The sequence below is a fragment of the Burkholderia sp. A2 genome, from assembly GCF_001729305.1.
Lineage (GTDB): Bacteria > Pseudomonadota > Gammaproteobacteria > Burkholderiales > Burkholderiaceae > Burkholderia > Burkholderia sola.
The window spans coordinates 540,270-566,931 of the sequence record NZ_LZXX01000105.1 but is presented as its reverse complement, the minus strand read 5'-3'; the positions used below and the strand labels follow the sequence as shown (position 1 = coordinate 566,931).

Here is a 26,662-nt window from a genome sequence, read left to right as displayed (position 1 = left end):
GTGCTGCGCCATGCGTTGACGAACGCGATCGGTCCGATCGCCAATGCGATCGCGTTGAGCCTGTCGTATCTGCTCGGCGGCGTGATCGTCGTCGAGACGATCTTCAACTATCCGGGCCTCGCGAGCCTGATGGTCGACGCCGTCAGCAATCGCGATTTCCCGCTGGTCCAGGCCTGCACGCTGATCTTCTGCGTCGCTTACCTGACGCTCGTGCTGTTCGCCGACCTGTGCTCGATCGTGTCGAACCCGCGACTGCGCACCTGAGTGTTTCGTTTTCCTTCCGAGATGCCGCCCATGCAACCGATCGAACCCGTACAACGCAGCAGCGCGCTGCCGCCATCCGGCGACCCGCCCGTCGGGCGGGTCGCCGGATGGCGGCAGCGCGCTGCTGCGTTGTACGGGTTCGATCGGTTGCATGGGCGGCATCTCGGAAGGAAAACGAAACACTCAGGTGCGCAGTCGCGGGTTCGACACGATCGAGCACAGGTCGGCGAACAGCACGAGCGTCAGGTAAGCGACGCAGAAGATCAGCGTGCAGGCCTGGACCAGCGGGAAATCGCGATTGCTGACGGCGTCGACCATCAGGCTCGCGAGGCCCGGATAGTTGAAGATCGTCTCGACGACGATCACGCCGCCGAGCAGATACGACAGGCTCAACGCGATCGCATTGGCGATCGGACCGATCGCGTTCGGCAACGCATGGCGCAGCACGACGCGCGCGGGGCTCGCGCCCTTGAGCACGGCCATCTCGACGTACGACGCGCTCAGTTGCTCGATCACCGCGGCGCGCGTCATGCGCGCCATCTGCGCGATCACGACCGCGCACAGCGTCAGCACCGGCATCGCATACGCACGCAGGAAATCGTGCAGGCTTTCGATCGGGCCGCTGTACGACAGCGCGGACAGCCAGTGCAGCTTCACCGCGAACACGAGCACGGCGACCGTCGCGATCAGGAATTCCGGCGTCGCGACGAGCGACAGCGTGCCGAGGCTGATCACGCGGTCGATCACCGACTCGCGCTTGACCGCCGCGAGGATCCCGAGCAGCAGCGCGATCGGCACCGACACCGCGGTCGTGATCGCCGCCAGCGCGAGCGACTTGGGCAAGCGCCCGCCGATCAGCTCCGACACCGGCATGTCGCCGGAAAACGACCGGCCGAAATCGCCGTGCAACAGCCCTGCGAGCCAGTGCACGTACCGCTCGTGCGCCGGCATGTCGAGACCGAACTGCTGGCGCAGCGCGGCGACCGTCTCCGGCGTCGCCGACTGGCCGAGCGCGGCCTGCGCGGCGTCGCCCGGCAGCAGGTTCGTGATCGTGAAGATGATCGCGGACACGATCAGCAGCGTCAGCGCGGTGACCGCGATGCGCCGGCCGATCAGCCCGATGAGAATTCGGTTCATGGAGCGACCCTCCCGAAAAAACCGCGCGTGGCCGGCGCGGAGGCCCGCACCGGCCGCGCGACGGCGGCCAGCCACGACGTCATGCGTTCCACCACACGTTCTCGGCGAACATGAAGCCCATCATCCCGCCGGTCGGGATCGAACCGAGGCCCGCGAGCCGCTTGTCGTACCCGTCGAGGAAGCTGATGAACGCCGGAATGCCGACCCGGCCCTGCTGCGACACGATCACCTGCATGTCGCCATACATCTGCTTGCGCTTCGCGTCATCGGTTTCCGAGCGCGCGGCGAGCAGCAACTGGTCGAACTTCGCGTTCTTCCAGCCCGACTCGTTCCACGGCGCATCCGACTTGAAGAACTGCGTGAACAGCACGTCGGCGCTCGAGCGCGGGTTGATGTTGCCGAAGGTGAGCGGGTGCTTCATCCAGTGGTTCGACCAGTAGCCGTCGGGCGACGCGCGGTTGACCTGCAGGTTCAGCCCGATCTTCTGGCCCGCCTGCTGCAGCAGCACGGCCATTTCGATCGATCCGTTCGCGTCGGACGTCGCATAGATCGGCGGCAGCGTCGCGCCGAGCGCCCCCGCTTTCTGGAGCAGGAATTTCGCCTTGTCCGGATCGTGCGCGCGCTGCGGCAGCGATGCGTTGAAGTAGCGATGCCCCGGCGGAATCGGCTGGTCGTTGCCGATCACCGAGTAGCCGCGGAACACCGCCGAGCGGATCTGTTCGCGATCGAACAGGTACTTCATCCCTTCGACGAAATCGGGATTCGAGACGATCGGGTTGTCGCTGCGCATGATCAGGTCGGTATAGAGGCCCGACTTGGTTTCCTTCAGCGCGTAGCCCGGCGTCGACGCGACCCGCTGCGTCGAGCGCGGATCGATCGCGTTGATCAGGTGCACGTCGCCCGACAGCAGCGCGTTCAGGCGCGCGGCGCTGTCGCTGATGCCGATCAGCTCGATCTCGTCGAGATACGGCCGGCCCGGCTTGAAGTAGCTGTCGTTGCGCACGCCGATGGTCGCCACGCCCGGCTTGAACGACTTCAGCTTGTACGGGCCGCAGCCGATACCGGTCGAGAAGTCGGTCGTGCCGTCCTTGACGATCACGAGCTGCGGCGTCGCGAGGATCACCGGCAGATCGGCGTTCGCGCTCGCGAGCGTCAGCGTGACTTCGTCGGGGCCGGTCGCCTTCGCATCCGCGAACTGTTCGGCAAGCGTCTTGACCTTCGACGCGGTGGCCGGGTTCTTGTGTCGCATCAGCGAATACACCACGTCGGCCGGGCCGACCGGCTTGCCGTCGTGGAACGTGACGCCCTTGCGCAGCTTGATGATCCAGGTCTTCGCATCGGTCGTCTGCAGCGACTCGGCGAGGTTCATCTGCGGCGTCAGGCTCGCATCGAGCTGCGTGAGGCCGCTGTAGAACATGAAGAAGCGCGTGTAGTCCGCGCCCGTCGAGCCCTTGGCCGGGTCGAGCGTATCGGCCGTCGAGCCGGATTCGTTCGCGACCCGGATCTTGCCGCCGCGCTTCGGCGCGGGTGCGGCGAACGCCGAGTCGGGGGTCATCAGCAGTCCGCCGGCGCCGGCGGCCATCATGCCGCCCGCCGCCATGACCTTCATCATGTCGCGGCGCGTGAAGCCGCCCTTGCCGTCTTTGTCGATATCGTCGCTCATCCGAACTGCTCCTGACTGTGGGAAGTGGGTCCAAGGGTCCAGCGTGGTTGTTCAATCGCGCCGCGCCCGCTTGCTGGTGGCGGGCTCGACGTCGTACACATGCAATTCATTTAAGCATCGCCAAAATGCGGTTTGTCGCGATTCGGGCGGCCCGCACGATACGAATCGACCGTTTTGAGCCGCCCGCGCAGCATGAATTGCTGCGTGCGCGCACGTGTCGCCGTTGGCCCGGCGGCGTGTCGCGGCGGCTGCCGAACCCGTGTCGATGCAGGAAATCGTAAGGCCGCTGCCGCCGCAGATTGCGCCGACAAAATTGCCCGTTCGGCATCCGGCGCGCGTTTGGCTCACGCAAACCGCACGTTTGTGTCGAATGCGTGTCCGCATGCCGACGACGGCTGAAACGAGCGGTGCATTGCGGCAGATCGCCGCATGCACGGGCGTCGACGGTGGGGATCGCGACGGTGCGTCGCGCAGGAAAGTTCAGAGGAATGCCGCTCGATCGGAACGGCTTCGCGGGAAAACGGGAAGATGACGGGACTGGCCGGCAACCGGGCCCATGCAGCCGTCAGGCGCCGCGCCCTCGTGTGGCGACGCGTGGGTCACCGGCATGTCGGCGCGTCACGCCGGGCGGGCGCCGGCGTGGCGCGCGGGAGGTAGGATGATGCGCCAGCCGCGGGCGGACGGCGCGAAGCCGTCACGCAGCGAGCCGGAATACCGATACGGCGGCCCGCAGGCGCGCCGCCTGCTCGTCCAGCGACGAGGCGGCCGCAGCCGCCTGCTCGACGAGCGCGGCGTTCTGCTGGGTGACTTCGTCCATTTGCGCGACCGCCAGCCCGATCTGCTCGATGCCGGTGCTTTGCTCGGCCGATGCCGCCGAAATCTCGCCCATGATGTCGGCCACCCGGTCGATCGACCGGACGATCTCCGTCATGCGCTCGCCGGCCGTCTCGACCAGCCGGCTGCCGCTGCCGGCCCGCTCGACCGACGCGTCGATCAATCCCTTGATGTCCTTCGCGGCCGCGGCGCTGCGTTGCGCGAGCGAGCGGACTTCCGATGCGACGACGGCGAACCCGCGCCCCTCCTCGCCGGCCCGCGCGGCTTCCACCGCGGCGTTGAGCGCGAGAATGTTGGTCTGGAATGCGATGCTTTCGATCACGACGGTAATGTCGGCGATCCGCACCGACCCGTCCGAAATCTGCCGCATCGTTTCGACGACTGCCTGCACGGCGGCGCCGCCGAGTTCGGTCGCATCCTTGGCCTGGGCCACGAGCGCATTCGCCTGGCGCGCGTTGTCGGCGTTCTGTTTGACCGTGGACGTGATCTGCTCCATGCTCGCCGCCGTTTCCTGCAGCGACGCGGCCTGCTGCTCCGTGCGCTGCGACAGATCCAGGTTGCCTTGCGCGATCTCGCCGGTGCCGGTGGCGATCGAGTGGGTCGTGGTCTGGATCTCGGCGATGGTGTCGGTCAGCCGCGCCTTCATGTTGCCCAGCGCGACGAGCAGGCTGCCGGGCGCGGCGTGCGCGGTATCGAACTGCACGTCCAGTTCGCCGGCGGCGATACGGGCGGCGATCTGCGTCGCATGCGCGGGTTCGCCGCCGAGCGTGCGCCTGACGCTGCGCAGCACGCCCCATGCGATGGCCGCGAGCGCCGCGGCGATGACGAGCGCGACGGCGCCGAGCACCATCGCGAGCCGCGCAAACGCCGCGTTGATGTCGTCGTAGAAAAATCCGGTGCCGATCCACCAGTTCCAGTCCGGAATCGCGACCACGCCCTGCAGCTTCGGCTCCAGGTCCGCGTCGGGGCTGCGCTTGATCAGCACGTCGACGAGCGCGAAATGCGCCTGCGCCATCCCCGCGCGGTACGCCTCGCTGTCGGTCATGCCGCTGGTCGTGCGGTTGCCTTTCGCGCGCGTGCCGATGAACTTCGCGTTCGGGTGCACGAGGTTGACGCCGTCGGACGTCGTGACCCAGAAGTAGCTCTTCGAATTCGCGTTGAGCGCCGCCAGCGCGGCCTTGGCCTGCTGCTGCGCCTGCTCCTGCGTGAGCGTGCCGCTCGTCTGCATCGCGCGATACGAATCGACCAGATGCTCGGCCTTGGTCAGCAGAATGACGATCTCTTCGCGGCGGCTGTCGATCAGCGCGTCGCGCAGCGTGTGCAGCGACAACGCGGCGAGCAGGACGACGCCGAGCAGCGCCGCGGCGACGAGCATCAGCAGTTTGGTGGACAACTTCATGCGGGGGCCTCGAAATATTAACCGTTCGGTACATATATCGGCCCGGGCGGCCCCACCTTGAATCACTCGATATCGGTAATTACCCTCGTTTCGTGCGCTGAACGAACGCGCACCGGGGACGCGACGGCATCACGGCTGCGCCCCGGCGCTCGATGGATCGGCCAGCGCAGCCGGCTTACAGCCCGAGCTGCGTCGCGAGCTGACCGATGTCCGACACTTCGTAATAGTTGTAGAACGGCGTGCCCGGCTCGTGGCCGCGGTTCACGAACGCCTTGTGCTTGATCCCGAGATCCTCGGCCGTCATCAGGTCGTAGCGCAGGCTCGACGACACGTGCAGCACGTCCTCCGGCTTGCAGCCGAGCTTGTCGAACATGTATTCGAAGCCCTGCATCCGCGGCTTGTACGATTGCGCCTGCTGCGCGGTGAACACCGCATGGAACGGCGCGCCGAGCTTGTCGACGTTGCTCATGATCTGGTCGTCCATCGCGTTCGACAGGATCACCAGCTTGTACTTCGACGCCAGCCGCGACAGCCCGGCCGGCACGTCCGGGTGCGGGCCCCACGTCGGCACCGCATGATAGAAAAGCTCGGCCTCGGCTTCGTCGAACTTCACGCCGAGCCGCGCGCAGGTGCGGCGGACCGCGTTGACGACGACGTCGCGGTACGGCTTCCACGCGCCGAGCACCTCGTCGAGCCGATAGGCGGCGAACGCGCGCACGAAGGCCTCCATCGTGGCCGGCGACAGCCGGTCCGCATAGATTTCGCGCGCCGTCTCGGCCATCCGGAAATGGGTCAGCGTGCCGTAGCAGTCGAAGGTGATGTACTTCGGTTCAAACTGGATCATGGTCAGGTCCTGTCGGTGTGAAGCCCCGGCAGGGCCGGGGATGGGCTGGGTTTAACGAAATTGAATCAGGGCAAAAAGTCGTTCGCGCATCATTCGGCGCCGCTCAAAACGCAGAATCGCCGCGTGTTGCCCGCCACATGCAGCACGATCTGCGGCGCGATCGGGCGCGGCGCGGCGGGGCCAGCCGATGGGCGCCACGCTACCGCGGCGGGCTCGCCTGCCGGTGCGGCCCTTCGGCAGGCGGCAGTGCCGCCGTGCATCGATCGTAGTGGCATTCCACAGCACGCGTGACCGGATTGACCGGCCGCGCCGGCACGATCCGCGCGTTCGTTCGCGCCGATCGAGCCGGTTTGCATCGATCTCGCGGGCGCGCCCGCCGCCGCCGGAAAACAGGCGAATCGTCCTATCCGTGCCGCCACCGCGCTGGCAGAGTGAACGGATCATTCCCACCCATCCGGAGTCAGGCGTGTCCGACCTCAATCCTTCCCGCACGCTCATCTATCGTCCGTTCGCCGAAACCGACCTGCCCGCCGCCCATCGACTGTCGGAGGCGGTCAAGTGGCCGCACCGGCTCGACGACTGGCGCTTCGCGTTCCAGCTCGGCGGCGGCTTCGTCGCCGAAGACGAAACCGGCGTCGTCGGTACCGCGCTCGGCTGGCGCTTCGGCGAATCGCACGCGTCGCTCGGCATGGTCATCGTGTCGCCCGAGCGCCAGGGCTGCGGCATCGGGCGCGAGCTGATGACCCGCGTGGTCGACAGCCTCGGCGCGCGGACCATTTTTCTGCATGCGACGCCGGCGGGCGAGCCGCTGTACGCGAAATTCGGCTTCGACGTGATCGATACGATCGATCAGCACCAGGGCGCCGCGTTCCAGCCTCCGCTGATCTCGCTGCCGCCCGGCGAGCGCCTGCGCCCGCTCGGCACCAACGACGGGCCGCGTCTCGCCGCGCTCGCGTCGCGCGCGGCCGGCTACGAACGCGGTGCGGTGATCGAGGCGCTGCTCGACGTCGCGAACGGGATCGCGCTCGACCGCGACGGCGAACTGCTCGGCTTCGCGCTGTTCCGCCGGTTCGGCCGCGGCCACGTGATCGGCCCGGTGGTCGCGCCGGATGCGCTGCGCGCGCAGGCGTTGATCAGCCACTGGCTCGCGCTGCACGAAGGCATGTTCGTGCGGCTCGACGTGCCGGGCGACAGCGGGCTGTCCGACTGGCTGCAGGGTCTCGGGTTGCCGCGCGTCGACACCGTCGTCGCGATGGCGCGCGGCGCGACGCCTGCCCGCGACCCGGCGCTGCGCGCGTTCGCGATCGTGAACCAGGCGCTCGGCTGAGCGGAGCGCACGATGAGCTTTCTCTACAAGGCCGACCCGGTGCGCGGCGCGCAGTGGGCGGCGCGCTTCGCGCAACAGGCGCCCGATCTGCCGTTCCGGATCTGGCCGGACCTCGGCGACGCCGAAGCCGTCCGCTATCTCGCCGCATGGCAGCCGCCGGACGATCCGGTCGCGCTGCTGCCGAATCTCGAGGTCGTGTTCTCGGTCGGCGCCGGCATCGACCAGTTCGACCTGTCGCGCGTGCCCTCGCATATCCCCGTCGTGCGGATGATCGAGCCGGGCATCGTCGAAGGGATGGTCGAATACGTGACGCAGGCCGTGCTGACGATCCATCGCGACCTGTTCGACTATGCGGCGCAGCAGCGCGACCAGGTGTGGCGCGAGCATCCCGTGCGCGCGGCCGCGGCGCGGCGCGTCGGCGTGCTCGGGCTCGGCACGCTCGGCCAGGCCGTGCTCGACACGCTGCGGCGCTTCGGTTTCCCGTGCGCCGGCTGGAGCCGCACGCCGCGCACGCTCGACGGCGTCGACTGCTACGCGGGCGATGCGGGGCTCGACGCGTTCCTCGCCCGCACCGACGTCCTGATCTGCCTGCTGCCGCTCACCGACAGCACGCGCAGACTGCTCGGCGCACGTGTGTTCGACGCGCTGCCGGCCGGCGCATCGCTCGTGCAGGTCGGGCGCGGCCCGCAGCTCGATGAAGCCGCGCTACTCGCGGCGCTCGCGAGCGGCCGCCTCGACAGCGCGATCCTCGACGTGACGGATCCCGAACCGCTGCCGGCCGGCCATCCGTTCTGGACGCACCCGCGCATTCGCATCACGCCGCACATCGCCAGCGCGACGCGGCCGGACACCGCGGTCGACTCGGTGCTCGCGAACCTCGCGCGCCATCGCGCGGGCCAGCCGATGATCGGCGTCGTCGATCGCACGCGCGGCTACTGACCTGACGCGCGCCCGGCCCGCCGGGCGCGCAGCAGAAAATGCCGAAGCGCCCCGCACAAACGCCGCGCGCATACGTTTCGGGCCGCAAATTGAAGACGCATGCGGATTTCTCGCCCGTTAGCATGAACTCACCGCTGACACCTGACGAGAGTCCCGCCTTCCCATGAACCAAGCCGCGCTGATCGAAGCCGATCGTCAACATCTGATCCACCCCGTCGTCAATTACCGTGCGCACGAGGCGCGCGGCGTCACCGTGCTGGAATCCGCGGACGGCGTATTCCTGCGCGACGCCGCGGGTCACACGCTGCTCGACGCGTTCTCGGGCCTGTGGTGCGTGAACGTCGGCTACGGCCGCGACAGCATCGTGAAGGCCGCCGCCGACCAGATGGCGAAGCTGCCCTACGCGACCGGTTATTTCCATTTCGGCTCGCAGCCGGCGATCGAACTCGCCGAACGGCTCGCCGCGCTCGCGCCGCCGTCGCTGAACCGCGTGTACTTCACGCTCGGCGGTTCGGACGCGGTCGATTCCGCGATCCGTTTCATCACGCATTATTTCAACGCGACCGGCCGCCCGTCGAAGAAGCAGATGATCGCGCTGGAACGCGGCTATCACGGTTCGTCGTCGGTCGGCGCCGGCCTCACCGCGCTGCCGGCGTTCCACCGTCATTTCGACCTGCCGCGCGCGGACCAGCACCATATTCCGTCGCCCTACCCGTACCGCCATCCGCTCGGCGACGATCCGCAGGCGCTGATCGCCGCGTCGGTCGCCGCACTCGAAGCGAAGGTCGCCGAACTCGGCGCGGACAACGTCGCCGCATTCTTCTGCGAGCCCGTGCAGGGTTCCGGCGGCGTGATCGTGCCGCCGGCCGGCTGGCTGAAGGCGATGCGCGACGCGTGCCGGCGCCTCGGCATCCTGTTCGTCGCCGACGAGGTGATCACCGGCTTCGGCCGCACGGGCCCGCTGTTCGCATGCGAGGCCGAACAGGTCGATCCGGACCTGATGACCGTCGCGAAGGGCCTGACCGCCGGCTATGCGCCGATGGGCGCGGTGCTGATGTCCGACGAAATCTACGAAGGGATCGCGGGCGACCGCGCCGATTCGCCGGTGGTCGGCCACGGCCATACGTATTCCGCGCATCCGGTGAGCGCGGCGATCGGCCTCGAGGTGCTGAAGCTCTATCACGAAGGCGGACTGCTCGCGAACGGCCAGGCGCTGGCGCCGCGCTTCGCCGCGGGGCTCGACGCGCTGCGCGCGCATCCGCTCGTCGGCGACGCCCGCTCGGTCGGCTTGCTCGGCGCGCTCGAACTGGTGGCCGACAAGGCGCACAAGACGCGCTTCGACCCGGCGCTGAACGTGCCCGACAAGATCGCGGCCGCCGCGTACGCGAACGGCGTGGTGTTCCGCGCGTTCGGCGACGGCGTGCTCGGCTTCGCGCCGGCGCTGAGCTTCACCGCGGGCGAGTTCGACCTGCTGTTCGAACGCGTGCGCAAGACGCTCGACGACGTGCTGGCCGACGCGGGCGTGCAGCGCGCGCTCGACGCCGCGCACGCGCAGCCCGCCTGACCGGCCAAGGGAAAGCCGGGCTTGTGGCCGCCATCGTTCGACTCTAAAGTAACCGGACATTCCATTTTTGCCTTCTCACGTGAACATGACGGACAGCAAGCTGGATCGCATCGACCTGCGCATCCTCTCCCAGTTGCAAAAGCGCGGCCGCATGACCAACGTCGAGCTGGCCGATGCGGTCGGGCTGTCGCCCAGTCCATGCCTGATCCGCGTGAAGCGGCTCGAGAAGGCCGGCTACATCGGCGGCTACGGCGCGCACATCCAGCTCGAGAAACTCGGCGACGTGCAGGTCGTGTTTACCGAGGTCACGCTGGCCGACCACCGGCGCGAGGATTTCGACCGCTTCGTCGCGGCGATCCGCAACGTCGACGAGATCGTCGAATGCCACCTTGCAAGCGGCGGCTACGACTATCTGCTGAAGTTCATCACGCGCAGCGTGAGCCATTACCAGACGATCGTCGAAGGGCTGCTCGAGCAGAACATCGGCATCGAGAAGTATTTCAGTTACGTGATCATCAAGTCGCCGTTCGTCAAACGGCACTACCCGCTCGAATCGCTGTTCGGCGAACGTCACTGACGCACCGGCGCGGCACCCTGTCACGCGGCAGCCCGCTGTCCGCGCGGGGTCGTCGCACGCCCGCTCCACCGTCGTTGTCGTTGTCGCCGAACCGCTTCACTCAAGGACCTGTCATGCCGCTTACGCTGTCCCGAACCGAACTCGTTCGCACCGCCAACCTGATCGACGGCGCGTGGCGCGATGCGCTCGACGGCCGCCGCTTCGCCGTCACCGATCCGGCCACGCTCGAGACCGTTGCCCACGCACCCGACAGCAGCGCCGCCGACGCACACGCGGCGACCGATGCGGCGGCCCACGCGCTGCCCGCGTGGCGCGCGACGCCCGCGCGCGAACGCGCCGCGATCCTGCGTGCATGGCATGCGGCGATCGTCGCGCACACCGACGATCTCGCGAAGCTGATGTCGCGCGAACAGGGCAAGCCGCTTGCCGAAGCGCGCGGCGAAGTCGCGTACGGTGCGTCGTACGTGCTGTGGTTCGCCGAGGAAGCGACGCGCACGTACGGCGACCTGATCCCGCAGCAGCAGCGCGGCAAGCGGCTCAGCGCGGTGAAGGAGCCGATCGGCATCGTCGCCGCGATCACGCCGTGGAACTTCCCGCTCGCGATGATCGCGCGCAAGATCGCGCCTGCCCTCGCGGCCGGCTGCACGGTCGTCGCGAAGCCGGCGGAGGACACGCCGCTGACCGCGCTCGCGCTCGCGTTTCTCGCGCAGGAAGCCGGCGTGCCGGCCGGCGTGCTGAACCTGATTACCGCGTCGCGCGAACGCGGCGTCGAAGCCGCGGCCGACTGGCTCGCCGACGGCCGCGTGCGCAAGATCACGTTCACCGGCTCGACGCCCGTCGGCAAGCTGCTCGCGCGCGAATCGGCGGCGACGTTGAAGAAGCTGTCGCTGGAGCTCGGCGGCAATGCGCCGTTCATCGTGTTCGACGACGCCGAGCTCGATGCCGCGGTCGACGGGCTGATGGCGGCCAAGTTCCGCAACGGCGGGCAGACGTGCGTGTCGCCGAATCGCGTGTACGTGCAGGCCGGCGTCTACGACGCGTTCGCCGAGAAGCTCGCCGCGCGCGTCGCCGCGCTGAAGGTCGCGCCGGCGACCGACCCGGCCGCGCAGATCGGCCCGATGATCAACGCGCGCGCGGTCGACAAGATCGCGCGGCACGTCGGCGATGCGGTCGAACGCGGCGCCCGCGTGCTGACGGGCGGCAAGCGCCTGACCGAACTCGGCGCGAACTATTACGCGCCGACGGTGCTCGCCGATGCCACCGCCGACATGCAGCTGACCTGCGAGGAAACCTTCGGCCCGGTCGCCGCGCTGTTTCGCTTCGAGTCAGAGGACGAAGCGGTCGATGCCGCGAACGACACGCCGTTCGGGCTCGCCGCGTATTTCTACACGCAGGACGTGCGGCGCATCGCGCGCGTGTCGGCACGGCTCGAAACGGGCATCGTCGGGATCAACGAAGGCGCGCTCGCGAGCGAGGCCGCGCCGTTCGGCGGCGTGAAGGAATCGGGCTATGGCCGCGAAGGCTCGCGTTACGGGCTCGACGATTATCTGTCGATCAAGTATCTGTGCCAGGGCGGGCTGGACTGATCGGATGAATCCGGGCCGTCCGCGAGGACGGCCATCGCCCCGCCCGGTCGACATACACGCGTTGACATCGGAACCGATCGGTCCATATAATGAATCCAACTTCAGGCACCGCATCGTTTGCGAAACCGATCAATGGCAAATCCGGCTGGCGTGGGCCGTCCCCGCGAATTCGAACTTGACGATGCCGCGCGCGACGCGATGGACGTTTTCTGGGATCGCGGATACGAAGGCGCGTCCCTGCCCGACCTGATGGCCGGCACCGGCCTGTCGCGCGGGAGTCTGTACAAGGCGTTCGGCGACAAGAAGGCGCTGCTGCTGGCGGCGCTCGACCTGTATATGGCCGACGGGCTCAAGGCAACCGCGGACATCCTGTCGCAACCCGGCGCTGTGAAGGATGCGATTCGCGAGTCGCTGTTGCGCTATGCGCGCCTGTCCGTCGGCGAGGCGGGCCGACGGGGCTGTCTCGCGGTCGCGATGACCACCGAACTGGCCGCGCGCGACGCGGATGTCGCGGAACGCACCGGCCGCCTGTACCGGCGGCTGCAGCAACTCTATGCCGGCGCGATCGTCCGTGGCCAGGCGAGCGGCGAGATCCCCGAGCAGGACGAACAGGTGCTGGCGCGTTTGCTCGTCTGCCAGATCGAAGGCATGCGCGTGCTGGGGAAAACCGGTATGTCCGAACCCGACGTGCTCGCGCTGGTCGACCGCACGATGCGCATCCTCGACTGATATTTTTTTACCCAATTTGGAACCAAATGGTTCCGTATGGAGAGCCGTCCATGTCAAGGAATGACCCCGTATCACCCGACCCGCGCCGCTGGGCCATGTTTTCGGTCCTGCTCGTCGGCGCGTTCCTGCCGCCGCTGGATTTCTTCATCGTCAACGTCGCGCTGCCGTCGATCCGCGCGGAACTGGGCGCGTCGTCGTCGGCCGAGCAGCTCGTCATTTCATCGTATGCGGGCCTGTACGCGGTGACGCTGATCACCGGCGGGCGATTGGGCGACCTGTTCGGCCGCGGTCGCGTGTTTTTCCTCGGCTTGATCGGCTTTGCGATCGCCTCGACGCTGTGCGGCCTCGCGAGTTCGCCGTGGACGCTCATCGTCGGCCGCGCGTTGCAGGGCGTAACGGCCGCGATCATGGCGCCGCAGGCGCTCGCTTCGATCCAGGCAATCTTTCCGGAATCGGAAAAGCCGCTCGCGCTCAGCTTGTACGGCGCGGTATTCGGCCTCGCCGCCGTGGTCGGGCAGGCGCTGGGCGGGATCCTGATCTCGCTGAATCTGTTGAATCTGGGTTGGCGCACGATCTTCCTCGTCAACCTGCCGCTGGCGATTCTGGTCGTCCTGTTCGGGATTCCGCTGTTGAAGGAAACGCGTGAGCAGCATGCGCGCAAACTCGACCTCGGCGGCACCGCGCTGTCGATGCTGACGCTGGGCGCGCTGATCGTGCCGCTGATCGAGGGGCGCGAAGCAGGCTGGCCCGTATGGGCATGGGTGTCGCTGCTCGCGGCGCCGGCCCTCGCGGGGTTCTTCTGGCGCTACGAGCGCCGGCTCGGCCGCCGCGGCGGCGCACCGCTGCTCGATCCGGCCGCGCTGCGCGCACCAGGGCTGGGCCGCGCGTTGCTGATCGCGCTGCTGCTGTACTCGATCGGCGCGTTCTTCCTGCTGTTCTCGGTGTATCTGCAGAATGCGTTGCACGTCGACGCGCTGAGCGCGGGCCTCGTGTTCTTGCCGTTCGGCGTCGGGTTCCTGCTCGGCCCGTTGTCGACGCCTTTCTGCTCGCGTGTCATCGGCGCTTACGTCAATCCGTTCGGCATGGGGCTGGAGATCGTCGGGCTCGTCGGCCTCGCGTGGTTGATCAATGTAACGCCGATCGGGATGCCGCTCGCTGCCGTGCCGCTCGCCGTCGTTCTCTTCGTTATCGGTTTCGGACAAGGGCTCGCGCTGCCGACGCTGATGCGCATGGTGACAGGGCGCGTCGCACCGGCGCTGTCCGGCATGATCGCCGGCATCGCCAGCTCGACGCTGCAGGTCAGCACGTCGCTCAGCGTGGCGATCATCGGCGGCATTTTCTATACGACGCTCGGCACGCACCAGGAGCCGGCGGCCATCGCGCACGCGTTCATCGTCGCACTGCTGTCGATCTCGGTGTTCCTCGCCGTCGGCGCCGCGCTGGGTATCTCGCTCGCACGCGCGCCCGCCGCGCACCCGTCGAGGCGGGCTGCCGCCCGGCCGGTATTCGGCGCCGAACGCGAACGGTCGTAATCCGCCGTATTCGCCCGTAGCGACATTCATCGCCGTAGCAGTCCGACCCGGAGGTTCTGCATGTATTTCGTCGTTTCCTATCGCCGAGCCGCGGGCACGCGATTCGATTCCCGTTACTACGTCGAGCAACACATTCCGCTGGTGGAGAAATCCTGGAAGCCGTACGGGCTCGACTACATCGACGCGTTCTTCCCGGCACGTGGGGATAGCGAACTGATCGTCGTCGCGATGTGCCGCTTCAAGGACGGCGCGGCGCTGGATGGTGCGTTCGCTGCCCCGGAGACGGCAGATGTGATGGCCGATATCGATGCGTTCACCGATATCGAACCCGATCGGCACATCGCGGATGTGTTCTCGCCCGTGTCGTAGCGGCGATCGCGTGCCGCCATGCATCGGTTTCGGCCGGCGCCATCGGTCACTTGTCCGATAGCGCCGCGAACGATCGGGTGTCAGGATAGGCAACCGTCACGCGAATACTCGGCCGGGGGATCACTGCAATGTCGGTACGTCAGATCTTCATCGTTGCATTGGCGAGCGGCCTGCCGCATTCGTTCGGCGTGCTCGCGATCGTGTCGGGCCTGTTTCGGATCGGCGCCGCAGTGCATCGCGGGAAGCACGCCGGCACGCCGATGCGAACGATCTCGGGTGGGGCGCGAACGGCGCTGGCCGGCGCGCTGCTTTTCTCCGAAGCCGTCGGTGCCGTCTACTTCGCAATCGCGGCGTTGGGGTACGGTTGGGCCGACACCGATGCAAGAGCCCCGGATCGCCGGAAACGGATGAACGACTGGTCGACTTGAATGGTGCAACCGCCATCTTCGATACGCGGGATAAACCACCGGACGGGCGGAGCGTCAAAGGTCGCCCCGGCCCGACCGGCGGTTCGCATACACACGAAAGCGAATCCGCGTCGCGGAGCGCGTCAGAGCAGCCCCAACGCCGACGCCTTGAGAGTCGCCGCGGCACGCGTCGAACATTCGAGCTTGCGGAACGCCTTCTCGACATGGGTACGCACCGTGCTCGGACTCATCGCGAGCGCCTGCGCGACCTGCTTGTTGCTCGCGCCGCGGGAAATCGCCCGCAGGACGTCGATTTCCCGTGCGGACAGGCGCGGGCCAGCGGCCGACGTGCCCGTGACGATACGCCGGGGGACGGGCGCCCCGCCCGTCACGAGCGCGGCCACCACTTCGCCGCATAGCCGGCCGCACGCCGCTTCTTCCTGCAACTGGCTGGCGGCGGCCGCATCGCTCAGCGCCGCGCGCCACGGACGCGCCGAGCGCAACGCGACCCACGCCAGCGACGCCGCCAGCACGCGCGCTTCCAGCGTCAGCGCCGCATCGCGCGCGCCGCGAAAATAGCCCGAGCCGTCCAGCCGCTCGTAGGCATACGACGCAAGCACCGCGGCTTCGCCGAGCGCACCGGTCTGCCTGCCCGCGCGCTCGGTCCAGTACGGCACGAGTCGCACCTTTTCCCACGCGCTCGCAGGCAGCCGCGTCGGCAGATTCCACACGTCGTTCGGCACCGCAGCCCTGCCGATGCCATGAATCAGGCCGGCGCGGTACACGCGTTCGCGCGCGGCCTCGTCCGGCGACAGACGGCCGTAACACGCGGCCGCCGTCGCGGCGACCGAACGCGAAAAACCCGTCATCCACGGCAATTTCAGATCGATGACGTCCGCAATCAATTCAGCGGACGTCGCGCCCTGCATGTCCGGCGTGGCCAATGCGGCGTCCACGTCGACGGGCGCCATGTGTTCGAGCGCTGCCAGCCAGCGCGGTGCGTCGCGCGCAGCCGTCTCGACGAGCACGGCCGGATAGCGCGACTCCGCGCGTTGGCCGATCAATTCGAGGGCCCGTTCGATGCCGTACGTGCGGCTGAACACGTCGAGATCGCCGGCCAGTGCGACGATCGACACGGCGGGCGGCACCTGTTCGCGCACGAGCCGCGCAGGCAGCCCGTTGCCGTCCCAGGTTTCGAAAATGTGCCGCAGCGCGGTTTCCGTCGCGCGGGACAGACCGAGTATTCGCGCCACCTCGCCGGAGACTTCGCAATGAATCTGCGCGAGCGGGATCAGCGCGACACCCGCGCCGCCGATCGCTTCGGCCATGCCGGCCCGGTTCGCGAGCATCGCCGCGCGAATCGCGACGTCGTCGCCGAATATCTGCGCGAAGCCCGCCGCGTTCGCCGTGCAGCCCGACCAGCGCAACAGCGCCACCTCGCGGGCCGTGTCGCAGACCGATGCATCGAATCGTGCCGCGTGCGCGAGCTGCGCCGCCAGCCACCCGGTGCGCGGCGAATGGTCGGTCGGCTGGCCCATGCTGAGATCGCCGATGAAGGCCAGCGCGCGGACGGCGTCGACTATGCGCAGCGGGGTGTGACGGGCTTCGGCGTCGGGCATCGGGTGGGCGGAGGCATTCGCGGGGATGGGAAAACGATCATACGCGACGGCGTCGCGGCGTGCATGAGCATGCGCGGCTGCGGCGCGCCGGAGCCGGGCGGGCGCGATGTCCGCCGGTATCGGTGCAGGCAACCGGCAGCGGGCTTCGCCATCGGACATCTGACCGATGGCGGCAAGCGCGGACGATTGCGATACTCGGCGCACTGGAGATCCGGTCGGCGCCGCATCCGAATCCGCGTGGCGGAAATTCTGCATGCCGGCCGGAACGACGATTCAATGTAAAAAGGAGTGCAAATGACTGATCGCTACCCCGAATTCCACGCCCCTGCCGACGAACACTGGCTGAAACGATACTACTTTTCCCGGGCGGTGTTCTCGCTGATCTGGGTCGCGCTGGCGTTTTCCGTCGGCCGGCAGAGCGAGGCCGGCGCGGCGGTCCTGCTGGTCGTTTATCCGGCCTGGGATGCGCTCGCCAATTTCGTCGACCTGTCCCGCAGCGGCGGGATGGCGGCAAACCGCACGCAGGCGGTCAACGTTGCGATCAGCGCCGTCACGACACTGGCGGTATTTCCGGCGCTGAACGCGGGCATGGCCGCGGTGCTCGCGGTGTTCGGCGTCTGGGCGATTCTCTCCGGCGCGCTGCAACTCGGCACCGCCGTGCGGCGATGGAAGCACGCCGGTGCGCAGTGGGTGATGGTGCTGAGCGGCGCGCAATCGGCGCTGGCCGGGTTGTTCTTCATTGTCCAAAGCCATGCGCCGATGCCGCCGGCGATCGTCAAGATCGCCGGCTATGCGGGAGTAGGTGCGCTTTACTTCCTGATATCCGCCATTTGGCTGCAGGTGCGGGGGATGCGGCGCAGGGTGTCGTGAGCCGTCGGTCGGAATGAAGATGTCACGCTACAAGCGCCGTCGCCATGCTTACGGTCAAGGCCGCGCGTTGTGCAAAGCATGAACTCTTGCGGACGATCGTAGTAGTGAAAACAGGGCTCGTTTTGCGATCGCGAACGGTCCTGAACGACCCGTTGCTATCGCTCATGCCACGGTACGCCCAAGGGCGGATATCGGAGCGGAACGGTCATTCAGTATCGTTGCTCGACGGCAAGTCATCGGCTCTCCTGCCGTCGGAATGTTGGCGACTGTGAGGCAGCTCACAGGCGCGTTGTCGCCCTTCGCACCACCCTAGCGTCGAATGTCAGATGCCGTTGCGAGTCAACGAATTGACGTTTCGCCGACGCCCCGGTCAGTATGCGCGCTGCTCGGGGGTCTCATGCCGGTCACATCATGGAATAAGCAGCAATTTGCCAGAAGTCTTACGGTTCCACATATCGGCTTGAGCTTGCGCCGCATCTGCCAATGCATATACGCCGCCATTGTGTACATTGAGCCTCCCTTCACGCACCCAACTGAACAGCTGCGCTGCATGCGAACGCAGCAACTCCGGGGTTCGAATATGGTCCGCGAAAGAGGCATAACCGATCTTGATGCTCTTAGGTAACCGGAACAGCTCTATCGTCGTGTCAGCTCCCAGAACCGGTCCGTACCAGCACAAGGTACCTGAATAGCGCAACACATCAAGCGACGCCTGGAATGTCGTCGGTCCCGAGCCGTCGTACACCACATGCACGCCGTCGCCTCCAGTAATGTCCATCACGGCATCCACGAAATTGCCCGCGCGATCCACAATTACATGATCCGCACCAGCTGCTTTAGCTACCGCAACCTTGGATTCCGACGAAACACGACCGATGACTGTACCACCGCGCAACTTGATGATTTGAGCCAGCAACGAACCTACGCCACCGGCGGCGGCATGCACCAGTGCAACATCGCCCTGCTGGATCGGATAGAAGTCGGTGGCAAAATGACTGGCAGTGAAGCCATTCATCATGAGCGACGCCGCGACACGGTCGTCAATGTCGTCCGGCACCCGTGCTAACGCTGCCGCCGGCAGCACGACCTTTTCCGCATAGCTGCCTGGCGCATATGCCCAAGCCACACGCTGACCGACCTCAAGATCGGACACGCCTTCGCCTAGTGCCAGCACACGTCCCGCGCCTTCCACGCCAATTATTTTAGGATTGGGCACGTTGGTCCAGGCCATTCCCTGGCGAATTCCAATATCCATGAAATTCACGCCGGCCACAGCGATGCCGACCAGCACTTCACCCGGACCAGGAATCGGATCATTTCGCTCGACATACTCGAGCATGTCTACGTCGCCGACGCCATTCATCACCACCGCTCTCATGACACCCTCCAATACTAGAATGATCGTTCCATTAAAAGGCAAAAAATTTTTACATCAAGACCCGCATCGCCAACTGGCCCAGTGATGCCAATTCCGGATCGGTGGCGCCTCCACGCGCCGACAACCGAATAGCCGCGATACTTGCAAACAGGAAGCTTGCAGCTTGTTTGGCGTCTACGTCCCGCGAAACGTCCCCTTGTGCCTGAGCTTCCCGCACCTTTTGTGTCAGCGACTCAAGCAAAAATTTGCCGACCCCTTCGCGCAATTTGGTCAGTTCCGGGTCCGAGTCTCCGAACTCGCAGATTGAAACCACACCCAAACAGGACTGACGGGCCTCACGCACGACGCGATTCATCATCGCGCGCAAGCCATCGATGGCCTTGTGACCTTCGTTCAGCGCGTCAAGATGTGCCTGACGTTCGATATCGCCATATCGCTTTACTGCAGCGCAATAGAGTCCCCACTTGTCGCCAAATGTGTCGTACAAACTTTGTCGACCGATCCGCATTGCTTCGACCAACATGCCGGCTGAGGTGCCTGCATAGCCATGCGAGCGAAAGACGTCGATTGCGGCATCTAGGACGTGGTCAATATCGAACTCTTTATTTCTAGCCATGATCGGACTCTTTGTTTATAGCCGTGAACCATTCTATCGATACTGGAACAAACAGTCAAATAAGGTAATGTTTCGGGCAATGGCAGGCTAACCTTGCGCCGCTTGGCCCGTACTCCCGCGTGACGTAGATCCGTTCGATGGCGGTGAGAAGTGGGGCAACAACTACTGGCCGAATGCCGCCGGACGCGGTCGACTATAGCCACCGAGGAGAAAACGCCAGCCATTCCGAAAGCCGGCCTTTTGAACCGCTTGATGCGCCCCGGCCCGACCTGCCTCCCTACCGCCTATCCAACGCCTGAGCCAGCGCATCTCCCGCGGCCAGAATATGCGCTGACAAGGCCGCACACGCTGCGTCCACATCACCCTCGCGTATCGCCCGAACGATGTTCCGATGCTCGTCATTCGAGCGACCCTGCCAATCAAGCTGCTGCCACGTCGCATACAGATGCCGTGAGCTGGCCCGATGCATGTCCCCAATCGCGGCGACGAGGCGCGGCATCCCGCACCGCGCGGTCAATGCGCGATGAAACCTCAGGTTCAGCGTACCGAGCACGGCTATCCCATGCGCCGCCGACTCCTGATCGAGGATCGCATCGAGCTCCTCCAGCGCCCCTGCGTCGAGCGCGGGAATCGCCTCACGGAGCGCCAGCGCCTCGAAAGCCGCACGCATCTTCGCCATTTCAAGCACGTCCGCCGGCTCGAGCGGCGCCGCCCGCACGCCCCGTCGCGGTTCCACCACGGCCAACCCTTGCGCTTCCAGCCGTCTGAACGCCTCGCGTACAGGCACATGGCTCGCGCCGAACTCTGCTGCGATGTGGTCCTGACGCAGCCACTCCCCCGGTGCGATGACGCCCGAGATGATGCGGTCCGCCAATGCGACGGCGATCCGATCGGCCAGCGAGCGATCGTCCTTGACTTCAAAGTTCATGCCGACCACCATGCATATATTATCTATTAAATTGTAACAAACCGGAGGCTCGATGCGCCACCACCGCCCTGTCCGTCTGCAGCACATTGCCGGGATTGGCGTCGATCGCATGGGTTCGATCGCCGATCACGCCGACGTCGACCTTTTGCGACTCGAAAATCTCGACACCGACATCCCACCTACTGCAGAGGCGCTCGCCTTCACCCGAGAGGCCATCCTGCGAGACTCGGCCAATTCCTATTTGCCATTCGTCGGCCAGGATCGGCTACGCGCGAGCGCTGCCGCCCACGTGTCGACGCTGTCGGGGCAGCGCTTCACTGCCGACCAGGTGGTGGTGTCGGCGGGCGGACTCTCCGGCATTCTGAACACGCTGCTCGCCACCGTCGAAATCGGCGACGAAGTCATCGTCACCGATCCGACGTACGCGGGTCTGCTGAACCGCATCCGCCTCGCCGGCGGTGTGCCCAAGCAAGTCCCGTTCGCGTTCACGCCGGACGGCGAATGGAAGCTGGACCACGCCGCGCTGCGGGCAGCAATCGGCCCGAAAACGCGAGCCATGCTGCTGATGTCCCCTTCGATGCCTTCGGGCGGCTTCTTCGATGCGTCCGACTGGCAACTGATCGCGAGCCTCTGTGTGCAGAACGATCTGCTGCTGATCCTCGACAGCGCGATGGAACGGCTGCTCTTCGATGGACGCACGGTGATCCATCCCGCCGGCCTGCCCGGCATGGCCGAGCGTACGGTCACGGTCGGCGCGGCGTCGAAAGAGTTGCGCATGATTGGCTGGCGGGTCGGCTGGATCGTCGCGCCGGAATGGCTGATTCCGGATCTCGTGGCCGTGTCGCTCGCGAACGTCGTGGTGCCGGTCGGCATCGCCCAGGAGGCTGCGGCGGTTGCGCTCGAACATTCCGCAGCCGATCTGCGTGGCTACGTGAGCGAACTCGAGAGGCGGCGGGATACGGTCGCCGCCGAACTGTCGGGGCTCCCGTTCGGCATGCCGGCGGGCGGCTGGTCGATGCTGCTGCGCGTGTCCGATTTCGGCCTGACCGGATCGCGGATGTCGGAGCGGTTGCTGCGCCACGGCGTATGTGCGACGGCGATGACCGGATGGGGCGTTGCCCACGGCGACGCGTATATCCGCTTCGTGTTCGCGAACGAACCGGTCGAGCGATTGCGCACGCTCGGGGACAAGGTGCGCTTCGCGCTGGAAGACGCCTGACGGCCGCTCACGAGAAGGCGGAGCCGCGCATAGGTCGTCGGGGGCGGGACGTATCCGGAATTCCGTCCGTGATGGTCGAGCGAACTCACGCGAGATCAATCCAAATGACGTGACGCATCCGCCGCCGGGGCAGCGCGATGTCGCAGCCCCGGCCGGACGTAACGTCGCGCGGACGCCCTACCGCCCCGCCGGCGGCCGCAGGATATCGCGCGGAATCGACGCGATCAGCACGCAGCTGACCAGCAGGCAAGCGCCCAGCGCATAGGTGCCGTTATTGATGTTGCCGGTCATTTGCTTGGCGACACCGGTGATCATCGAGCCCGTGAAGCCGGACAGGTTCCCCACCGAGTTGATCAGCGCGATGCCGGCGGCCGCGGCCGTGCCGGACAGGATCTGCCCCGGAAAGGTCCAGTAGATCGGCATCAGCGCGAGGATGCCGCACGTGGCGATGGTCAGGAATACGATCGATAGCGCCACGTTGTGCGCAAACGCCGCGCTCAGGATCAGGAAGACGCCGCCGATCAGCGCGGGAATCGCCGCGTGCAGGCGGCGTTCGCCGATCTTGCGCGAGTGCGACGCGTTCCACACCATCGCAAAGATCGCCGTCAGGTACGGAATGGCCGTCAGCACGCCGATATGCAACGGGCTGTGCACGCCCGACGCGCGGATGATCGACGGCAGCCAGAAGGCCAGCCCGTAGAAGCCGGTATTGAACGTCAGCAGGATGAAGGTGAGCAGCCAGACGCGCGGGCTGCGCAGCGCGGCGCCGATGCTGTGCGACTTGTGCGCGGCCTCGGATTCAAGGTTGCGCGACAGCACCGCCTTTTCGTCGGCGGACAGCCACTTCGCCGATTGCGGGCCGTCGCCGAGGCAGGCCAGCACGATGAACGCCACCACGATCGACGGCAGCCCTTCGAGCAGCAGCATCCATTGCCAGCCGCTCATGCCCGACAGGCCGTGCGTCTGCTCCATCAGCCAGCCGGACACCACGCTGCCGAGCGTCAGGCTCAGCGGGATCGCGACCAGGAAGCCCGACATCGCCACGCTCTGGCGCCGCGCCGGGAACCAGTAGTTCATGTACAGGATGACGCCCGGGAAAAACCCCGCTTCGCACAGCCCCAACAGGAAGCGCAGCGTGTAGAACATCGTGGCGGTCTGTACGTGGAAGAACTGCGCGAGCGGCACGATGAACGCCATCGACGACGACACGATGCCCCACGTGATCATGATCCGCGCGATCCAGAAACGCGCGCCGTAGCGGTGCAGCAGCAGGTTGCTGGGCATTTCGAACAGGAAATAGCCCCAGAAGAAAATGCTGGCGCCGAGCGCATAGACGCCGTCGCTCAGACTCAGGTCGTCGAGCATCTGCAGCTTCGCGAAGCCCACGTTGACGCGGTCCAGGTAGGCCACGACGTAACAGAGCAGCAGCAACGGCAGGATGCGCCGCATGACCTTGCGGTAAAGGGCGTCTTCGGACGAGTCGGCCGCGGCCGGTGCGGCAGCGGCCTGCGTAAGGGATGGCATCGGTCTGTCTCCTGATTGTGTCGATCTTCTTCGTACCGGCGAGTGCGCTTGACGCATCGATGTTACCGATAACATTCCGTGGCAAAAAAAAGCCGACGAGGCGACGGGAGCGATCGGTATGCTGATACCGGTAACAAATTCGAAGGTAGCATGCGGCGATACACGCATACAAGTCCCGCCGGACGCGTGGTTTCCCTAGTGCGGCCATCACGGCGACGGGCGCGCCGCGACCGTGCCTGCGCGGTATGCCGCACCGGTATGATGTAGCCTTTCCGGCCTTCTCCCGATCGCGATTCCGATGCCCAGTCCCACCGCCGTCCGGCCCGCCGGGCCGCCCCGCATGTCAGACGTAGCGCGCCTCGCCGGCGTATCGAAGATGACGGTGTCGCGCGTGCTCGCCGGCCACAGCGTGGCCGCCGAGACGCGCGCACGGGTCTGCGAGGCCATCGAGCAGCTCGGGTACGTGGCGGATGCCGCCGCCGGTGCGCTGTCGTCGGGGCGCTCGGAATTCGTCGCGGTGCTGGTGCCGTCGCTGTCGAGCTCCAACTTCTCGGACACCGTGCGCGGCCTGACCGATGCGCTCGAGCCGCATGGTCTGCAACTGCTGCTCGGCGATACCGACTACGACCTGGAACGGGAGGAACGGCTCGTCCGGTCGATGCTGCGACACCAGCCGCGCTGCATCGCGCTGACGGGATCGCAGCACACCGATGCGACGCGCAAGGTATTGGAGCGCTCGGCGATTCCGGTGGTCGAGATGTGGGACCTGCCCACGCGCCCGATCGACACCGCCGTCGGCTTCTCGAACGTGCGCGCCGCCCGTGCGATGGTGCGCCACCTGGCCGAGCGCGGGTACCGGCGCATCGGCTTTCTGGTCGGCGCGAGCGAACTGGATCGCCGCGGCCTGGACCGGCTCAAGGGCTACCAGGCGGAGATCAAGGCGCTGGGCCTGGGCGAACCGCGCGTCGTGCGGCTGGGCGAATCGCCGATCACGATGAGCCACGGCGGCCCCGCGATGGCGGCGCTGCTGGAGCAATGGCCCGATACCGACGCGGTGATGTGCGTGAGCGACATGTCGGCATTCGGCGCGATCATGGAGTGTCACCGGCGCGGGCTCGCCGTGCCTGCCGACATCGCCGTGGCCGGCTTCGGAAACTTCGAGGTGGCGACATGCTGCCACCCGACCATCACGACCGTGTCGGTCGACGCGTACGGCATCGGGCTGCGCACCGGCGAAGCGTTGCTGGCGGCGCTGCAAGCGCGCGACGGCGGCGAGCGAACCGAGTCGAAAAGCATTCGCATCGACTACACGATCATCGCGCGCGAAAGCGCCTGACAAGCCGCCGGCCGCGCGCATCCGGGGGCGCGTCGCGCGCGGCTTCGTACCGGCCCGCGCTCCACGCCTTCGCCACGCGCGCACGAAATCCCTTCCGCGACGCAAAAAACCCGTGCTAACATCCAAGCGATGTTACCGGTATCATCCGGCACGCAAAATGAAAAAGGCCCCTCAGGAGACAGCCTGCCATGTCACATACCCCTCGCCGCCTGCGCAGCCAGGAATGGTTCGACGACCCCGCGCACGCAGACATGACCGCGCTCTATGTCGAGCGCTTCATGAACTACGGGTTGACGCGCGAGGAACTGCAGTCGGGCCGTCCTGTCATCGGCATCGCGCAGACAGGAAGCGACCTCGCGCCGTGCAACCGCCACCACATCGAACTGGCCGAACGCACCAAGGCAGGCATCCGCGACGCGGGCGGCATTCCGATGGAGTTCCCCGTGCATCCGCTGGCCGAACAGAGCCGCCGGCCCACCGCCGCGCTCGACCGTAACCTCGCCTACCTCGGGCTGGTGGAAGTGCTGCACGGTTTTCCGCTGGACGGCGTGGTGCTGACGACCGGCTGCGACAAGACCACGCCCGCATGCCTGATGGCCGCGGCCACCGTCGACATGCCCGCGATCGTGCTGTCGGGTGGCCCGATGCTCGACGGATGGCACGACGGCAAGCGGGTCGGCTCGGGCACGGTGATCTGGCATGCGCGCAACCTGCTCTCGGCCGGCGAGATCGATTACGAAGGCTTCATGCAGCTGACCACGGCTTCGTCGCCGTCGATCGGCCATTGCAACACCATGGGCACCGCGCTGTCGATGAACAGCCTCGCCGAGGCGCTGGGCATGTCGCTGCCCGGCTGCGCGAGCATTCCCGCCGCCTATCGCGAACGCGGCCAGATGGCTTACGCGACCGGCAAGCGCGCGGTCGAGCTCGTTCGCGAAGACCTTCGCCCGTCGACAATCATGACGCGCGCGGCATTCGAGAATGCGATCGTCGTGGCCTCCGCGCTGGGCGCATCGACGAATTGCCCGCCGCACCTGATCGCGATTGCACGCCACATGGGCGTCGAACTGAGCCTGGACGACTGGCAGCGCCTGGGCGAAGCCGTGCCGCTGCTCGTGAACTGCATGCCGGCCGGCGAATACCTCGGCGAAAGCTTCCACCGCGCCGGCGGCGTCCCCGCGGTGCTGCGCCAGCTCGATGCGGCCGGTCTGCTGCGGCGCGACTGCCTGACCGTATCGGGCCGCGCGATCGGCGAGATCGCCGACACCGCGCAGGACGCCGACCGCGACGTGATCCGTACGCCCGACGCGCCGCTCAAGCACGGCGCCGGCTTCATGGTGCTGTCGGGCAACTTCTTCGACAGCGCGATCATGAAGATGTCGGTGGTGGGCGACGCGTTCCGCCGCACCTATCTTTCCGAGCCGGGTGCGGAGAATACGTTCGAGGCGCGCGCGATCGTGTTCGACGGCCCCGAGGATTACCACGCGCGCATCAACGATCCCGCGCTGAACATCGACGAGCGCTGCATCCTCGTCATCCGCGGCTGCGGCACGGTCGGCTACCCGGGCAGTTCGGAAGTCGTGAACATGGCGCCGCCCGCCGAGCTGGTGAAGCGCGGCGTGACGTCGCTGCCGTGCCTGGGCGACGGACGCCAGAGCGGTACGTCGGCCAGCCCGTCAATTCTCAACGTGTCGCCGGAGGCGGCGGTCGGCGGCGGCCTCGCGCTGCTGCGCACGAACGATCGCGTGCGCGTGGACCTGAATCGCCGCAGCGTCGACGTGCTCGTCGACGAGGACGAACTCGCGCGCCGCCGCGAAACCGCCAGCTTCACCGTGCCGCAGGCGCAAACGCCGTGGCAGGAACTCTATCGCCGCTTCGTCGGCCAGCTGTCCACCGGCGGCTGCCTCGAACCGGCCACGCTGTACCTGAAGGTGATCGAGCAGCGCGGCAATCCGCGCCATTCGCACTGACCCAACCGCCCCCGACTCTTGCCGAGCTGAT

Annotated in this window: 25 protein-coding genes; 15 read left to right on the top strand and 10 right to left on the bottom strand. The window is 66.7% G+C overall.

Translation table 11 applies throughout. The annotated features are described in order from the left end of the window. The coding region (locus A9Z05_RS22960; protein ID WP_141723467.1) for an ABC transporter permease at positions 1–264 on the top strand (264 nt) is incomplete at its 5' end. 183 nt (positions 265–447) lie between these two features. On the opposite strand, the gene A9Z05_RS22955 is transcribed toward A9Z05_RS22960, so the two are convergent. The 5 genes from A9Z05_RS22955 to A9Z05_RS36390 form a co-directional block, all read right to left on the bottom strand. Next, on the bottom strand, positions 448–1,401 hold the full coding sequence (locus A9Z05_RS22955) for an ABC transporter permease (protein ID WP_069620092.1): 954 nt from the start codon (positions 1,399–1,401) through the stop codon (positions 448–450). A gap of 79 nt (positions 1,402–1,480) precedes the next feature. Beyond that, the gene (locus A9Z05_RS22950; protein WP_069620091.1) at positions 1,481–3,064 is read right to left on the bottom strand and encodes an ABC transporter substrate-binding protein; all 1,584 of its coding nucleotides are present in this window, start codon (positions 3,062–3,064) and stop codon (positions 1,481–1,483) included. A gap of 694 nt (positions 3,065–3,758) precedes the next feature. After that, positions 3,759–5,297, bottom strand: a complete 1,539-nt coding sequence (locus A9Z05_RS22945; RefSeq protein ID WP_069620090.1) for a methyl-accepting chemotaxis protein — start codon at positions 5,295–5,297, stop codon at positions 3,759–3,761. A 175-nt stretch (positions 5,298–5,472) separates the two neighbouring features. Further along, positions 5,473–6,141: a haloacid dehalogenase type II gene (locus A9Z05_RS22940; protein WP_069620089.1), complete on the bottom strand. Its 669-nt coding sequence runs from the start codon at positions 6,139–6,141 to the stop codon at positions 5,473–5,475. Between the two features lie 51 nt (positions 6,142–6,192). Beyond that, on the bottom strand, positions 6,193–6,585 hold the full coding sequence (locus A9Z05_RS36390; RefSeq protein WP_141723466.1) for a hypothetical protein: 393 nt from the start codon (positions 6,583–6,585) through the stop codon (positions 6,193–6,195). A 22-nt stretch (positions 6,586–6,607) separates the two neighbouring features. Between A9Z05_RS36390 and A9Z05_RS22930 the strand changes: the two genes are divergently transcribed. The 9 genes from A9Z05_RS22930 (at position 6,608) to A9Z05_RS22890 (ending at position 15,192) form a co-directional block, all read left to right on the top strand. After that, positions 6,608–7,468 (top strand): GNAT family N-acetyltransferase, encoded by an 861-nt coding sequence (locus A9Z05_RS22930; protein WP_069620087.1) that lies wholly within the window; start codon positions 6,608–6,610, stop codon positions 7,466–7,468. Between the two features lie 12 nt (positions 7,469–7,480). Continuing rightward, positions 7,481–8,407, top strand: a complete 927-nt coding sequence (locus A9Z05_RS22925) for a glyoxylate/hydroxypyruvate reductase A (RefSeq protein ID WP_069620086.1) — start codon at positions 7,481–7,483, stop codon at positions 8,405–8,407. 163 nt (positions 8,408–8,570) lie between these two features. Continuing rightward, positions 8,571–9,971 (top strand): aspartate aminotransferase family protein, encoded by a 1,401-nt coding sequence (locus tag A9Z05_RS22920; RefSeq protein ID WP_069620085.1) that lies wholly within the window; start codon positions 8,571–8,573, stop codon positions 9,969–9,971. Positions 9,972–10,056: 85 nt separating this feature from the next. Continuing rightward, positions 10,057–10,548, top strand: coding sequence for an Lrp/AsnC family transcriptional regulator (locus A9Z05_RS22915; protein WP_006749694.1), 492 nt, complete (start codon positions 10,057–10,059; stop codon positions 10,546–10,548). Between the two features lie 113 nt (positions 10,549–10,661). Further along, a complete protein-coding gene (locus tag A9Z05_RS22910) occupies positions 10,662–12,134 on the top strand; it encodes an NAD-dependent succinate-semialdehyde dehydrogenase (RefSeq protein ID WP_069620084.1) in 1,473 nt (490 codons plus the stop codon). 132 nt (positions 12,135–12,266) lie between these two features. Then, positions 12,267–12,863: a TetR/AcrR family transcriptional regulator gene (locus A9Z05_RS22905; RefSeq protein ID WP_069620083.1), complete on the top strand. Its 597-nt coding sequence runs from the start codon at positions 12,267–12,269 to the stop codon at positions 12,861–12,863. 50 nt (positions 12,864–12,913) lie between these two features. Further along, positions 12,914–14,395 carry an MFS transporter gene (locus A9Z05_RS22900; protein ID WP_069620082.1) on the top strand — a complete coding sequence of 494 codons (1,482 nt, stop codon included), beginning with the start codon at positions 12,914–12,916 and terminating at the stop codon, positions 14,393–14,395. A gap of 60 nt (positions 14,396–14,455) precedes the next feature. Next, entirely contained in the window at positions 14,456–14,764 is a 309-nt protein-coding gene (locus tag A9Z05_RS22895; protein WP_069620081.1) for an EthD family reductase, read from the top strand. A gap of 158 nt (positions 14,765–14,922) precedes the next feature. Further along, on the top strand, positions 14,923–15,192 hold the full coding sequence (locus tag A9Z05_RS22890) for a hypothetical protein (RefSeq protein WP_256122074.1): 270 nt from the start codon (positions 14,923–14,925) through the stop codon (positions 15,190–15,192). A 122-nt stretch (positions 15,193–15,314) separates the two neighbouring features. Here A9Z05_RS22890 and A9Z05_RS22885 read toward each other — a convergent pair whose 3' ends face one another. Then, positions 15,315–16,790 (bottom strand): HD domain-containing phosphohydrolase, encoded by a 1,476-nt coding sequence (locus tag A9Z05_RS22885; RefSeq protein WP_069620079.1) that lies wholly within the window; start codon positions 16,788–16,790, stop codon positions 15,315–15,317. Between A9Z05_RS22885 and A9Z05_RS37020 the strand changes: the two genes are divergently transcribed. Beyond that, positions 16,689–17,072 carry a hypothetical protein gene (locus A9Z05_RS37020; protein WP_176730231.1) on the top strand — a complete coding sequence of 128 codons (384 nt, stop codon included), beginning with the start codon at positions 16,689–16,691 and terminating at the stop codon, positions 17,070–17,072. The genes A9Z05_RS22885 and A9Z05_RS37020 overlap by 102 nt on opposite strands. 12 nt (positions 17,073–17,084) lie before the next feature. Beyond that, complete coding sequence (locus tag A9Z05_RS22880; protein WP_069620078.1) at positions 17,085–17,660, top strand: DUF308 domain-containing protein; 576 nt, start codon at positions 17,085–17,087, stop codon at positions 17,658–17,660. A gap of 409 nt (positions 17,661–18,069) precedes the next feature. On the opposite strand, the gene A9Z05_RS22875 is transcribed toward A9Z05_RS22880, so the two are convergent. The 3 genes from A9Z05_RS22875 to A9Z05_RS22865 form a co-directional block, all read right to left on the bottom strand. Further along, a complete protein-coding gene (locus A9Z05_RS22875; protein WP_069620129.1) occupies positions 18,070–19,038 on the bottom strand; it encodes a quinone oxidoreductase in 969 nt (322 codons plus the stop codon). 49 nt (positions 19,039–19,087) lie between these two features. Continuing rightward, entirely contained in the window at positions 19,088–19,654 is a 567-nt protein-coding gene (locus A9Z05_RS22870) for a TetR/AcrR family transcriptional regulator (RefSeq protein WP_069620077.1), read from the bottom strand. A gap of 277 nt (positions 19,655–19,931) precedes the next feature. Further along, positions 19,932–20,582 (bottom strand): GntR family transcriptional regulator, encoded by a 651-nt coding sequence (locus A9Z05_RS22865; RefSeq protein WP_256122073.1) that lies wholly within the window; start codon positions 20,580–20,582, stop codon positions 19,932–19,934. A 52-nt stretch (positions 20,583–20,634) separates the two neighbouring features. Here A9Z05_RS22865 and A9Z05_RS22860 point away from each other — a divergent pair, with 52 nt between their 5' ends. Next, the gene (locus tag A9Z05_RS22860) at positions 20,635–21,801 is read left to right on the top strand and encodes a pyridoxal phosphate-dependent aminotransferase (RefSeq protein WP_069620075.1); all 1,167 of its coding nucleotides are present in this window, start codon (positions 20,635–20,637) and stop codon (positions 21,799–21,801) included. A 177-nt stretch (positions 21,802–21,978) separates the two neighbouring features. Here the strand turns inward: A9Z05_RS22860 and A9Z05_RS22855 are convergent, their stop codons facing one another. Beyond that, entirely contained in the window at positions 21,979–23,325 is a 1,347-nt protein-coding gene (locus A9Z05_RS22855) for an MFS transporter (protein WP_069620074.1), read from the bottom strand. A 298-nt stretch (positions 23,326–23,623) separates the two neighbouring features. Between A9Z05_RS22855 and A9Z05_RS22850 the strand changes: the two genes are divergently transcribed. Continuing rightward, positions 23,624–24,661 carry a LacI family DNA-binding transcriptional regulator gene (locus A9Z05_RS22850; RefSeq protein ID WP_084044394.1) on the top strand — a complete coding sequence of 346 codons (1,038 nt, stop codon included), beginning with the start codon at positions 23,624–23,626 and terminating at the stop codon, positions 24,659–24,661. A gap of 188 nt (positions 24,662–24,849) precedes the next feature. Continuing rightward, the gene (locus tag A9Z05_RS22845) at positions 24,850–26,631 is read left to right on the top strand and encodes an IlvD/Edd family dehydratase (protein WP_069620072.1); all 1,782 of its coding nucleotides are present in this window, start codon (positions 24,850–24,852) and stop codon (positions 26,629–26,631) included. The last annotated feature ends 31 nt before the right edge of the window (positions 26,632–26,662 follow it).